This window comes from Nonomuraea sp. CA-143628, from assembly GCF_050942315.1.
In the GTDB taxonomy this organism is placed as follows: Bacteria; Actinomycetota; Actinomycetes; order Streptosporangiales; family Streptosporangiaceae; genus Nonomuraea.
The window spans coordinates 12808455-12820956 of the sequence record NZ_CP192072.1; the positions used below are offsets into that span (position 1 = coordinate 12808455).

At 69.2% G+C, this 12502-nt stretch carries 15 protein-coding genes; 2 read left to right on the plus strand and 13 right to left on the minus strand.

Going from position 1 to position 12502, the window contains the following annotated elements; all coding sequences use genetic code 11:
* Nucleotides 1-24: 24 nt before the first annotated feature.
* Entirely contained in the window at nt 25-942 is a 918-nt protein-coding gene (locus tag ACQP2T_RS58300; protein ID WP_433513280.1) for a hypothetical protein, read from the minus strand.
* Nucleotides 943-1176: 234 nt separating this feature from the next.
* Between ACQP2T_RS58300 and rfbC the strand changes: the two genes are divergently transcribed.
* A complete protein-coding gene (rfbC, locus tag ACQP2T_RS58305) occupies nt 1177-1785 on the plus strand; it encodes a dTDP-4-dehydrorhamnose 3,5-epimerase (RefSeq protein ID WP_433513281.1) in 609 nt (202 codons plus the stop codon).
* Here the strand turns inward: rfbC and rfbD are convergent.
* The 12 genes from rfbD to ACQP2T_RS58365 all read right to left on the minus strand — a co-directional run bounded on the left by rfbD (nt 1705) and on the right by ACQP2T_RS58365 (nt 11524).
* Entirely contained in the window at nt 1705-2601 is an 897-nt protein-coding gene (gene rfbD / locus ACQP2T_RS58310) for a dTDP-4-dehydrorhamnose reductase (protein ID WP_433513282.1), read from the minus strand. The two genes, rfbC and rfbD, sit on opposite strands and share 81 nt — an antisense overlap.
* Nucleotides 2598-3542 carry an endonuclease/exonuclease/phosphatase family protein gene (locus tag ACQP2T_RS58315; protein WP_433513283.1) on the minus strand — a complete coding sequence of 315 codons (945 nt, stop codon included), beginning with the start codon at nt 3540-3542 and terminating at the stop codon, nt 2598-2600. The genes rfbD and ACQP2T_RS58315 overlap by 4 nt, the downstream gene beginning before the upstream one ends.
* Nucleotides 3539-4465: a dTDP-glucose 4,6-dehydratase gene (gene rfbB, locus ACQP2T_RS58320; protein ID WP_433513284.1), complete on the minus strand. Its 927-nt coding sequence runs from the start codon at nt 4463-4465 to the stop codon at nt 3539-3541. Before rfbB ends, ACQP2T_RS58315 begins: the two co-directional genes overlap by 4 nt.
* Nucleotides 4462-5529, minus strand: coding sequence for a glucose-1-phosphate thymidylyltransferase (locus tag ACQP2T_RS58325; protein ID WP_433513285.1), 1068 nt, complete (start codon nt 5527-5529; stop codon nt 4462-4464). The genes rfbB and ACQP2T_RS58325 overlap by 4 nt, the downstream gene beginning before the upstream one ends.
* Before the next feature lie 2 nt (nt 5530-5531).
* Nucleotides 5532-6986 (minus strand): sugar transferase, encoded by a 1455-nt coding sequence (locus tag ACQP2T_RS58330; protein WP_433513286.1) that lies wholly within the window; start codon nt 6984-6986, stop codon nt 5532-5534.
* Between the two features lie 270 nt (nt 6987-7256).
* Nucleotides 7257-7607 carry a hypothetical protein gene (locus tag ACQP2T_RS58335; protein WP_225298795.1) on the minus strand — a complete coding sequence of 117 codons (351 nt, stop codon included), beginning with the start codon at nt 7605-7607 and terminating at the stop codon, nt 7257-7259.
* 116 nt (nt 7608-7723) lie between these two features.
* Complete coding sequence (locus ACQP2T_RS58340) at nt 7724-8377, minus strand: GntR family transcriptional regulator (RefSeq protein ID WP_433513287.1); 654 nt, start codon at nt 8375-8377, stop codon at nt 7724-7726.
* Complete coding sequence (locus ACQP2T_RS58345; protein ID WP_433513288.1) at nt 8374-9606, minus strand: DMT family transporter; 1233 nt, start codon at nt 9604-9606, stop codon at nt 8374-8376. The genes ACQP2T_RS58340 and ACQP2T_RS58345 overlap by 4 nt, the downstream gene beginning before the upstream one ends.
* Nucleotides 9607-9625: 19 nt before the next feature.
* Entirely contained in the window at nt 9626-10003 is a 378-nt protein-coding gene (locus tag ACQP2T_RS58350) for a hypothetical protein (protein ID WP_433513289.1), read from the minus strand.
* A gap of 151 nt (nt 10004-10154) precedes the next feature.
* Nucleotides 10155-10637: a GNAT family N-acetyltransferase gene (locus tag ACQP2T_RS58355; RefSeq protein ID WP_433513290.1), complete on the minus strand. Its 483-nt coding sequence runs from the start codon at nt 10635-10637 to the stop codon at nt 10155-10157.
* Nucleotides 10638-10687: 50 nt separating this feature from the next.
* A complete protein-coding gene (locus ACQP2T_RS58360; RefSeq protein WP_433513291.1) occupies nt 10688-11047 on the minus strand; it encodes an MmcQ/YjbR family DNA-binding protein in 360 nt (119 codons plus the stop codon).
* Nucleotides 11048-11104: 57 nt separating this feature from the next.
* The gene (locus ACQP2T_RS58365) at nt 11105-11524 is read right to left on the minus strand and encodes a VOC family protein (protein WP_433513292.1); all 420 of its coding nucleotides are present in this window, start codon (nt 11522-11524) and stop codon (nt 11105-11107) included.
* 130 nt (nt 11525-11654) lie between these two features.
* Here ACQP2T_RS58365 and ACQP2T_RS58370 point away from each other — a divergent pair, with 130 nt between their 5' ends.
* Nucleotides 11655-12470, plus strand: coding sequence for an SRPBCC family protein (locus ACQP2T_RS58370; RefSeq protein WP_433513293.1), 816 nt, complete (start codon nt 11655-11657; stop codon nt 12468-12470).
* Nucleotides 12471-12502: the final 32 nt, after the last annotated feature.

The window sequence follows — 12502 nt, forward strand, 5'->3', positions numbered from 1 at the left end:
TGGTCCCCTCCCGATGTGTGAAATTCAGTACGAACTACCGTTGGCTCGCTCCAGGTGAGCCACGGCCTCCTTCTCGTACTCCGCCGACAGCTCCTCCGGGATGCGTGCCAGGTCCCCGGCGCGCATGAAGTCGCGCAGAGTGGTGCCCAAGCACGCCGCGTCCACGTTGGGCGCGCCCTTGCGTGATCTGACGTCGTCGATGTGGACGGTGCGGAAGTCGATGCTGAAGCGCGTCACGCCCGAGGTGTTGCGCACGGTCGAGTGCAGCTGGGCGCCCGAGAACAGGAGCACCCCGCCCGGCTCCATGACGAACCTGAGCTCCCCGGACAGGTCGAGATCCTCCTCCGGCTTCGGCTGCTCGCGCGTGTCGCTGTAGATGTGCTGGGCGGCCGACGGGCGCTCCGTCCTGACCCACGAGGCGTAGTCGTAGCGGCCGCTGCCGTTGCGCACGGCCTGGGTGAAGTACTCCGGGTGCAGCGCGAAGACGTTCTCCGGCACCACGTCGTAGACGGGGATCCACCAGTTCACCTGGTTGAACGGCGCCGAGTACCAGCAGTCGCGGTGGGCGTGGTAGGCGTAGGAGATGCCCGAGTCGAGGTAGCCGTCGGAGGTAGAGGTCCGTAACCGCGGCACGTCGAAGTAGGTCTCGTCCGACGCGAACCCCAGCTCGTCCAGCAGGACCGCGATGAGCTCCTTGCACCTCGGGTGATGGATGAAACGCGGCTTGACGTCGGCCAGCAGCGCGGCGAACCGCTCGACCGGCATGCTGTGCTGGGCGGTCGTGGGATCGGCGCCGCCGAAGGTCTCGGCGACCAGTTCGCGGGCGAAGGACACGAGCTCGCGGGACGCGGGCGAGGCCGTGTAGACGAAGACGTCGCCCTGGAAGATCCGCTCGCGTCGTGCCTCGTCGTTCATCGTGCTGCCGGTGAATACCGTGGTCATCTGGACTTGCCCCTTACACGTGCGTGGTGCGAGTCGAACCGATCTCCCCTCGTAGGTCTTGCGAGGCCGTGCGTGGGGCGGGATGGGTTGCAGGCTCCCGGAAACGTACTGATGGGGACGGTGATCCTGACCCCGCTCGGGATCACCTGCCTCAATCAACTGGCATTTCGCGACTGCCATCTCACGCGTTACACGCTCTGGTGGGAACGTTCCTGCTATGTCAGGATCCCGCTCATGGATCCCCTCGGTTTCGACGGCGCCTGGTTGTTCAGCCCGCGTATCCACAAGGACGGACGCGGGCAGTTCCTGGAGTGGTTCAGGAGCGACGAGCTCGACCGCCCGCTGGACCTCGCCCAGGCCAACTGCTCGGTATCGGCCAGGGGCGTGCTGCGCGGCCTCCACTACGCGGACGTGCCGCCCGGTCAGGCCAAGTACGTCACGTGCGTCTCCGGCAGCGTCCTCGACGTCGCGGTGGACCTCAGAACCGGCTCGCCCACCTTCGGCCAGTGGGCGGCGGTGCAGCTGGACGACGACTCGCGGCAGGCGGTCTACCTGGCCGAAGGACTCGGGCACGCGTTCTTCACGCTCAGTGAGTCGGCCACCGTGATCTACCTGTGCTCCACCTCCTACGCTCCGCAGCGCGAGCACGGCATCCATCCGCTGGACCCGGCCCTCGGCATCGTCTGGCCGGAGGGCATCGAGCCGATCCTCTCGGACAAGGACGCCGCGGCACCCACGCTGGCGGAAGCGGCCGAGCAAGGTCTACTCCCCTCCTACGCCGACTGCCTGGCCCACTACGCGAGCGCCCCAGGCCCTCAGCAGGGCCGGCCAGGCCGCGTGTAGGGCGATGGACCACTCCCGCATCGGCGGCAGCCCGGCGGCCTGCCAGTTCCCGTGCGCCAGCACGCTGTTGGCGGGGCGTGGGGCGGGCCGGCGCAGGGCGGTGCTCGGGATGGGTCCGACCCGGCCGGGATCGGCCCCGAGCAGGGAGAAGAGCTCTCTCGCGTAGTCGTACCAGCTGGTCCGCCCCGCACTCGTCCCGTGGTAGACGCCGGGCGGGGCGTCCGCCCGGCCGAGCTGGACGATCCGCTCGGCCAGGTCGCCGGTCCAGGTGGGCTGGCCGAACTGGTCGTCGACCACGGAAACGGTGGGCCGGGAGGCTTCGAGGCCGACCATCGTGCGGGCGAAGCTGCGGCCGTGGGCGCCGTAGAGCCAGGCCGTACGCACCACGTGGTGGCCGTGCTCCAGAGCCGCGTGCTCGCCCGCGAGCTTGGTCCTGCCGTAGGCGTTGATGGGGCCCGTCGGGGCGTTCTCCCGGTACGGCCCGACCCCGGCGCCGTCGAAGACGTAGTCGGTGGAGAGCTGGATCAGCCGGGCGCCCAGGTCGGCGGCGACCCGGGCGAGCACGGACACGGCCGTCCCGTTGATCGCCAGGGCCTCCTCCTCGCGCGTCTCGGCGTCGTCGACGGCCGTCCACGCGGCGCAGTTGACCACCACGTCGGGCCTGGCCGCGCGCAGCACCCAGGCGACGGCACCGGCGTCGCACAGGTCCAGCTCGGACCGGATGAACGGGCGCACCCGCATCCCCGGCATGGTCCGCAGCAGCTCCGTCAGGTCGGTGCCGAGCATGCCGCCCGCACCCGTGATCACCCACCTCATGCGCGCCGCCTCAGGATCAGGTCGGTGACCGTGGCGCGATGGTCGGTCCGTGGGAGGGCGAGCGTCTCGAACGAGCGCACGGCCACCCCCTCGGAGGCCAGCACGTGGTCGATGGCGACCTTGGGGACGAGGGCGGAGCGCCCGTAGTACGGCCAGGTCATGACAAGTCCCTTCCCGGTGACGGACGCGGCGTCCTGATAGCCGGTGGCGATCAGCTCCCTCAGCACCGCGTGGTCGAGCGTGGAGTTGAAGTCGCCGGCCAGGACGCGCGGCCGCTTCGCCACCGCCGACGGCAGGACCCGGATGCTCTGCGCCCAGCATCCGGCCAGCCAGCCGCCGGCCGGCGCGCAGGCGTGCACGCCGACGACGTCCACCTCCGAACCGTCGGGCAGCGTGAGCAGGCCGCCGACGTGCTGCCACTGGCCCGCCGCGAAGCCGAGTCCAGGACGAAGCGGGAAGCGCGAGTAGACGGCCGTGCCCAGCTGTTCCAGGTGGTACGGCAGCAGGGCGCGCAGGCCGCCCCGGTCGAGTCGCGCCGCGAGGTCCGGCGTGAGCTCCTGGAGGGTGAGCACGTCGGGACGGGTCCGCTCGACCGCACCGATCAGGGCCTCGGCGGGCACCGAGCCCACGCGCAGGTTCGCGGTCATCACGCGCAGCGGCTGCCCCGCCGCCTCGGGGACGCCCTTCGGCACCGCGCGCGGCAGCACCGCCGAGGCCAGCAGCCCGCCCACCACCAGCGCGGCGTACGTGGCGGGCCGGTTGCGCAGCGCCAGAGCGAGCGCCAGCGGCACCAGCGAGCCCGCGGCGGCGTAGGGGGTGAACGAGACGAGCTGGGACCACCTGAGCTTGGGCTCCCATCCGGCCACGCGGAGCACCGCCCAGCCGGCGAACGGCGACAGCAGTGCCCAGAGCGCGGAGGTGAGCCAGGTGTTCCGCTTCAAGCTCTCCACCACGCCGCGTTGCTCGCGTACCAGCTGACGGTGTCCTTGAGCCCCTGCTCGAACGGGATCTCCGGCCGGTAGCCGAGCGCGCGCAGCTTGGTGTCATCGAGAGAGTAGCGGCGGTCGTGGCCCTTGCGGTCCTCGACGGGCTCGACCATGCTCCAGTCCCGGCCGCACGCCTCCAGCAGCCGCTCGGTCAGCTCCCTGTTGGTCAGCTCGGCCGTGCCTGCGATGTGGTAGACCTCGCCGGGCGCGCCCTTCTCGGCCACCAGGCGGATGCCCGCGCAGTGGTCGGCGACGTGGATCCAGTCGCGGACGTTCCCGCCGTCGCCGTAGAGCGGGACCCGCTCGCCGCGCAGCAGGTTCGTGACGAACAGCGGGATGACCTTCTCCGGGTACTGCCTCGGGCCGTAGTTGTTGCCGCACCGGGTGATCGACACGTCGAGGCCGTACGTGATCGCGTACGCGCGGGCGACCAGGTCGCCGCCCGCCTTCGACGCGGCGTACGGGGAGCGCGGCTGGATCGGCGCGGACTCCTCCCATGAGCCGTGGTCGATGGAGCCGTAGACCTCGTCGGTCGACACGTGCACCACCTTCGGCACCCCGGCCTCCAGGCACGCCTGGAGGAGCGTCTGGGTGCCGAGCACGTTGGTGCGTATGAACTCGGCCGGGCCGTCGATCGACCGGTCGACGTGCGACTCGGCGGCGAAGTTGACCACCAGGTCGTGGCCCGGCACCACCTCGCCGAGCAGCTCGACGTCGCAGATGTCACCGTGGACGAAGGTGTGCGGCCTCCCTTCGAGGTTGGCCCGGTTGCCGGCATAGGTGAGCTTGTCGAGCACGGTCACGTCCGCCTCGGGCAGCCCGTGGACGAAGTGCGAGCCGATGAAGCCGGCCCCACCCGTCACCAGAATCCTTGTCATGAACTGATCTGCACCTTGCTGTGATCGCCCAGCACGAGGCGGTGGGCTTTGGGAGTGTCCGGGGCGGGGGTCACCTCGACGTCGTGGCCGATGAGCGACGACTCGATCCGGCCGACACCCTGGATGGAGGCTCGGGGCAGCACGATCGAGTATTCGATCTCGCTGCGGCCGATCGCGCAGTCGGCGCCGATCGAGGTGAACGGGCCGACATAACTGTCCTGTACCCGCGCTCCGGGGCCGATGATCACCGGGCCCACGACGCGCGAGCGTTCGACCACGGCGCCCGGCTCCACCACGACCCGCCCGATCAGCTCGCTGGCCTGGTCGACCTGGCCGCTCACCCGGCGGTCGAGCGACTCCAGCACGAGCCTGTTCACCTCCAGCATGTCGGTGACGTTGCCGGTGTCCTTCCAGTAGCCGGAGATCACCGAGGACTCGACGCGCAGCCCCGACTCGATCAGCCACTGGATCGCGTCGGTGATCTCCAGCTCGCCGCGCCCCGACGGCTTGAGCTCGGCCACGGCGGCGTGGATCGCCGGGCTGAAGAGATAGACGCCGACCAGCGCGAGATCGCTCTTGGGCCGGTCGGGCTTCTCCTCCAGGCCGACCACCCGGCCGGCGAGGTCGAGCTCGGCGACCCCGAACTGGCGCGGATCGCCGACCCTGGTCAGCATGATCTGGGCGGTGGGCCGCTCCCTGACGAACCGGTCCACCAGGCCGTTGATGCCGCCCACGATGAAGTTGTCGCCCAGGTACATGACGAAGTCGTCATCACCGAGGAAGTCGCGGGCGATCAGCACGCCGTGGGCCAGGCCCAGCGGCGCCTCCTGGCGCAGGTAGGTCACCTGCAGGCCGAACGCGGAGCCGTCGCCGACGGCCGCCTCGATCTCGGCCTGCGTGTCGCCGACGACCAGCCCGAGCTCCCTGATCCCCGCCTCGGCGATCGCCTCCAGGCCGTAGAACAGCACCGGCTTGTTGGCGACGGGCACGAGTTGCTTGGCCGAGGTGTGGGTGATGGGCCGTAGCCGTGTGCCCGACCCTCCGGCCAGCACGAGTGCTTTCACCGCTAGTAAGCCCCTTCTCCACGGGTGACGACGGACCAGGTCTTCCAGAGGATCTGGAGGTCGAGGATGAGGGACCAGTTCTCCACGTACCTCAGGTCGAGGCGTACGGACTCCTCCCAGCTCAGGTTCGAGCGGCCGCTGACCTGCCAGAGTCCCGTCATGCCCGGCTTGACGACCAGGCGGCGGCGGACGTCGCTGCCGTACTGGGCGACCTCCTCCGGGAGCGGTGGCCGGGGGCCGACGAGCGACATGTCGCCACGCATGACATTGACCAGTTGGGGGAGCTCGTCCAGCGAATATTTGCGGAGGAAAGCGCCTACCGGAGTGATCCTTGGATCGTTCCTAATCTTGAAGAGCACCCCGTCCAATTCGTTGGCATCGAGAAGCGCGCCTCTGAGCTTCTCGGCGTCCTGCACCATGGTCCGAAATTTCAAGACACGGAACTCTTTGCCGCGTTTGCCGACCCGGGTCTGGGTGAACAGCGCGGGGCCCGGACTGGTGAAGCGGATCAGCAGCACGATCGCCAGCAGCGGCACGGCCATCAGCAGCAACGCGGCTCCCGCTACGAGCCGGTCGAAGATGGTCTTGACGATCTGCCTGGCGCCGTCGAACTCGGGATGCTCCACGTGCAGTAACGGCATCCCCGCCACCGGCCTGATGCTGATCCGCGGGCCGGCGACCTCCACGAGCGCGGGCGCGACGAACAGATCGGTGCGGGCGGTCTCCAGGCTCCACGCCAGCCGCCGCAGCGCCGACCCGTCGAACTCCGGGCAGGCCGTGACGGCGACCGCGTCGGCCCCCATCCGGTACACCACCTCGGCGACGTCGCCGAACGAGCCCAGCACCGGGATGCCGTCGAGGTCGACGTCCATCCGGTCCGGCGGCAGGCAGGCGCCTACGACCCGCATGCCGTGGTACGGCTGACGGCGGAACTGCATGACCAGGTCGAGGATGGATTCGCGATGGCCGACGGCGATGACCTCGCGCATGTAGTCGCCGACCACTCTCCGGCTGTGCAGGTACTTCCGCATCCTGTAGCGGAAGTACAACGTGGACAGAAGCGCCAGCGGCAGCATCGCCATGACGAAGCTGCGCGCGACGACGGTCTGCGTGGCGTAGGCGCCGATCGCGACCGCGGCCATCAACCCGGCCCCGCCGTTGAAGACGGCCCTGAACTCCTCAGTGCCCTCGCCGTGCGCGCGCTGCCGGTACGCGCCACCCATCGCCAACGCGAAGGGCCAGGCGATGATCAGGCCGACTCCGAGAACGAACTCGGCCAACGGAACGTACGCGCCGGACAAGAGGCGGATGCCCAGCACGCAGACGCACGCGACCAGCGCGCACGCCGTGTCGCCACCCCACAGAAGCCGTAGGTACGCACGCGTCCAGATACTTGACGCGTGACGTGGTACGGCCTCGAGGAGTACGACATCGGACTCCTCAGTCCCCACCCTCATAGCACCACCCTGAAAACTCTGTGCACCGCAAGAACATGACGTTCCTTGAACCTCATGGGTTGACAAGTCCCCCATGCACAATCAAGGGCGGCGGCCCCCACTAAAGAGTAAAGATCCACTCCTGCCTGGGAAATACCGTTAAATGTCCACAACCGGACGGAACTCAGGGCGGGGAAGGGGTTGACGGAACGATCCAAAAGTGCTGATCTACATGTCGGCAAATGTGGGGTTTATGGCAGCATTTCAGCAGGTTGCCGGAATATTACGCCGCTAGTCATATTCCAGATCCGGCAGTGCGGACGGCGGATCGGGACTCCGCCAGACGACCACGACTCCGTCATGTGCCGACTCGGCGGCAATGTGCAACCGGTCGAGGTCGAAATCGGGCAGATAGCGCAGACGCGCCAGAAACGTGGCGTCGGTGGCAGACCTGGGTACCACGCAGCCTTCGCCGTCGCGGTCGAGCAGGATATAGAGGACGTCCTCTCCTGACTCGGTCACCACACGGACCTCGACCACGTCCTCCCAGGCAAGGGCTTCGACGCTCCCGTCCGCATAGTGACGGGTCACGCCCTCTTCCGTGACGTACACGTAGGAGTCCGGCATCGGGTTGCCGTGCATGGCCGCGATTCTTGCGACTTCTGGGGTCCCGCCGCAAGAGTTCGCGATATTGGGTGCGGATCTCCGTCGCGAGATCGGCCCGGCAGAGGGTCAGGAGAGCTCGGGAAAGGGCCTCTTTACGGGACGTCGCTCTCGGCTCTGGGGGATGTGTCGCCGCCCCAAGTGTGGCTGAGGTGGGCGACCACCGCGGCCCGCGCCGCGTCGGCCGGGCCGTCGGCGATGGCGTCGAGCAGCTCCCGGTGCTCATGTACGAGCACATCCCTGTCCTCGTACACCTCACGCAGCCGGACCAGGCCGAGCCGGGTCTCCGCGGCCAGCGCGCCGTAGAGCCGTTCGAGCCGCGGGCTGCCCACGGCCTCGATCAGCGCCTGGTGCAGCGCCATGTGCTCGGCCACCGACTCCGACCACGGCGCGTCGGCGGGCAGGGCGCCCATCCGTACCAGCGCCGCCTCCGCCTCCGGCACCCGCCGCCCCGCCACCGCCGTGGCCATCAGACCCTCCAGCGGCCGGCGTACGTACATGAGATCGTCGAGGTCCGCGATCGTCACCTCGGGGACATAGGCACTGCGATTGCGCTCACGCCTGAGCAGCCCTTCGTGCACCAGCACGGCCAGGGCCTCCCGGACCGTGGGCCTGGCCACCCCGTAGGTGGCGGCGAGCTCCTGCTCGGGCAGCGCCGTGCCCGGCCCGATCTCGCCGGAGAGCACCCTGCGGCGCAGCGCGTCGGCGAGCGCGCCGACCGCGGAGACGGGTCTGAGCGGCAACGTCACGGCTGCGACTCTAACGCCTCATTGGGACACACCGTTTCCCCCCGCGACCGTAGCCCACGCGACCCCCCGTCTCGCACCCCTTGAGACGCCGACCCCCCGGCCCGCGCCCCTTCAGGCGCCGACCTCTCCGCCACCGAACTATCGGTGGGCGGCTTTTCGGGCAGCGGCTTTTCCGGTACGGCCACGACCACGAGGCTGATCGCCAGCAGGACGAGGCCGGCGATGGACACCGGGGTCAGTCGTTCGCCCAGCACCAGCAGCCCGAGCAGCGCGGCGACCGCCGGCTCGGCCAAGGCGAGGGTGGCGGCCGTGGCCACCGGTGTGGTGCGCAGTCCTCGGCCGTACAGGAAGTAGGACAGAGCGGTGGCGCCGACTCCGAGGTAGAGGGCGGCCAGCAGCCCGCGCGGCTCGGCCAGCCACTCGGTGCCTCGCCAGAGCAGGACCGGCACCATGATGACGGCGGCGCCGCCGAACAGCACGCCCATGACCGCGTTCGACGACGCGCCCGTGCTGATCGCCCGAGCGGCCGTGACGGCGTAGAACGCGTAGAGCAGCCCGCCGAGCAGCGCGAACAGCACCCCGGACACCATCTGCCCGCCCGCCTGCGCACCACCGCCCACGATCAGGGCGGCGCACCCGCAGACCGCGGCGGCGGTGGCCATGGCCCACCGCCGGCTCGGCCGCTCACCGTGCAGCAACCAGGAGAGCGCCCCGGTGAAGACGGGCCCGCTGCCGATCGCGACGACTGTGCCGATGGCCACGCCGGTGCGGGCGACCGCGGCGAAGAAGCACAACTGGTACACGGCGACGGCAACGGCGGCGGCCAGCAACCCGGGCGTGACCGGCAACCTGAGGGTGACCGGCAATCTGGTGCCCGGGAACCGGGTGACCAGCGGCCTGGGCGTGCCTGGCGACCGGGTGCCCGGCAGTCTGGGCATGACCGGCTGCCTGGGCGTGACCAACGGGGCCCGCCCAACTTCCGCTCCCGTTCCCGTTCCAACTCCCGCTCCGGCGCCGGCTCCGGCCCTCGTTCCGACTCCGACTCCGGCTCCGGCCCTCGTCCCGACTCCGGCTCCGGCGAACAGGCCGACCAGGGCGAGCGCCGTACCGCCGATGACCAGTCGGGCGGCGGCCAAGGCGATCGAGTCGGCCGAGACGAGCAGCCCCGCCGTACCGGCCGTCCCCCAGAGCACGGAGGCACCGATGACGGCGAAAGGTCCGTTCTTCATGCCCATCATTGTCAGACAGTTAGACAATGTTGTCCAACTGCTGGTCGATGAGCTGCCCGGCCGGGGCGGCCAGCTCGCCCGCGTAGTCGTCGAGCACGGCGAGCCCGTCGTGAATGCTGGATGTGGTCTTGCGCGGCAGCCCCAGCAGTACGTCACCCTCGACGGAGATCACCCCGTCGACATGGAACTCGCCGTTGGCGGCGGAGATGGAGACGGCGAAGCTGAGCTCACGGCCGTCGGGGAGGGTGAACGCGGTCCCGGTCCGTACGCCGGCGGGCGGAAAGAAATAGGAGAAGGGCTGGCTCCGGACGAACGGGTGATGTAAATCGGCGAGAATCTCCGCCGCCCGGCTCAGTGCCGCCAGCAGGTCGGCCGCGGCCGAGCTCTCGCTGTCCACCCCCCGAGCCTAGATCAGCTCGCCTACCCATGACCAGGCGCGAGCTGTTCGGCACTCTCCGTCCCACGGTCCCAGCCGTCCTCGGTGGTGGGCGATGGCGGGTCTGTGGGTGATGGCGGACAGTCAGTTGGCAGGTCGGTCCCGCAACAGGTCAGTCGGTGGCGAGGCGGGCGTGGCGTTCGACGTCGTAGCGGCGGCCGTCATAGCGGAGCTTCTGGCGTTCGATGCCCTCGGGGCGGAAGCCCGCCTTTGTGGCCACTCGGCACGAGGCCGGGTTGTTGATGCGGTGGCCCAGCTCCAGCCGGTATAGGCCGCGCTCGCGGAAGGCCCAGCGGGTCAGCTCGACCACGGCCGCCGCCGCGACACCACGACCCCTGGCCTCGGGCACCGTCCAGTAGGAGACCCAGCCGTTGTCGTGGCCGTCGATGCTCGTCACCGCGACGTTGCCCACGACCTGGCCGGAGAGCGTGACAGCGAACGCGTGGCCCGCACCGGGCCAGGACGCGATCCAGCCCACCGCGTCCTGGAGCGAGACGATCGGCCACGACGCCTGACCGGCCATGTCCGGCGCCTGGAACGCGCGCAGCACGGTAGGAGCGTCGTCCGCGCACCACGCGCGGAGCTCGATGTCCATATCTGTCACGGTGCCTGATCCTAACCGCGACTTCCAACTCCTTTTACGCCCTATTGCCCGATTTTATGGGCAGCCTCGAAGGGGGTGACCAGTTCCTTGGGCGCCGTCAAGCACCACGCCTCGGCGACCAGCTCGAACAGCTCGTCAGCGTCGATCCGCTTCAGGTGCACCACCACCCACCCGAACCGCCCGGCGGTGAACTGGATCTCGAACACGTCAGGCCGTTCGGCGACGAGCGCCATCTGCTCCTCGATCGTCGCCTTGAGCCCCACGGTCTCGGTCTCTTCCCACAGATAACCGAAGCCCTTGTCACGCACCTTGAGGCTGACCCAGGTGCCACCGTGATCGCCCAGGCGCGCCTCGGGCAACTGGTCCAGCAGCTTGAGGAACTCGTCGACGCTCACACCCATGCCGTCTTGTGTAGCAAACCGCGCCGACAGTTTGCGCCCGGCCGAGTCCTTGAGCCCTCAGTCGTAGTAGCGGGCTTCGATCACGTTCCCGTCGAGGTCGGAGAAGTAGATCACGCCCGGCGCGATGCCCCTGGCGCCGAACGAGTTGGAGCCGGTGCCGGTGACCTCCACGCCGTTGCGGGTCAGCCTGGCTTCGAGCGCGTCGAAGTCGTCGCGGGCGAGCGCCAGGCAGAAGTGGTTGATCGGATGACCGGCGCTGCCGCTGACGCCGGTGCCCTCGTCGACGCGCTTCGCCGCGTTCTGGGGCATCAGGTCGATGATCGTGTCACCGGAGACCCGTACGCTGGGGAACGGCGCCTTGCCGTCCCTGAACGCCTCGGCCCGCACCCCGGGCAGGCCGATGACCTGCTCGTAGAAGTCGAGCGCGCGAAGCTGGTCCGAGACCCAGCAGACGAGATGGTCCAGACGCACGTCCATACAGACCTCCGGTGTGGGGGGATGTTGACCTCGTCCAATATGAGTTGCCCGCTATATCGCTGTCCACTTGTCGGTTTGTGAGGGAGCGGTTCGTCGGTGGGGTGAAACGACGAGCAGAAGGAGTCATCTGGTGAAATATCTGCTGCTGATCTGCGCGGATCCGTCCATCGAGGTGAGCGCGGACGAGGGCACGGCCGTGCCGTGGGCCGAGGAGATGGACCGGCGCCGGGTCCGGCTGGAAGGACACGCGCTGCGGCCGGCTTCGGAAGGGCGGTCCGTACGCGTACGCGACGGGCGGGTCCTCGTCGGCGACGGGCCGTTCGTGGAGACGAAGGAGCAGGTCGGCGGCTTCGACATCCTCGAGTGCGCCAGTCTGGAGGAGGCGGTGGAAGTGGCGGCCGAGCACCCGGCGGCCAGGTTCGGGACCGTGGAAGTGCGGGCGTTCCAGGCCGATCACGCCGTGACGGGAGCCACCACGGAGGTTCTGGTCCGGGTCGGCAACTCGCCCGAGGAGGTGTGGGAGCTGATCACCGACGTCTCGCGCATCGGCGAGTGGAGTCCGGAATGTACGGGCACGACCTGGCTTGACGATGGGGACGGCCTCGCGGTCGGGAGGAGGTTCGAGGGGCGGAACCGGTTCCCCAACGGCCAGACGGGGGTCGTGACGTGCGAGGTCACGGAAGTGGAGCCGGGCAGGCGGTTCGCCTGGGCGGTGCTCGACGGCCAGGGGTGGCGGGCCTCGTTGTGGAGCTACGACCTGACCCCCGACTCCGGACAAACCATCATCAAGCACACGTTCGTCCACGCGTACGGGAACAGCGGACTGCGTCAGGCCGTACTCAACAATCCGGGCGACGCGAGCGCCATCATCGAGGGGCGGCTGGCCCAGCTGCGAACGCACATGACCGAGACCATCAGGGCGATGACCAAGACAGAAGCTGATTAACCGTCCAGAAACCCTTCAGTCTGTCCCTATAC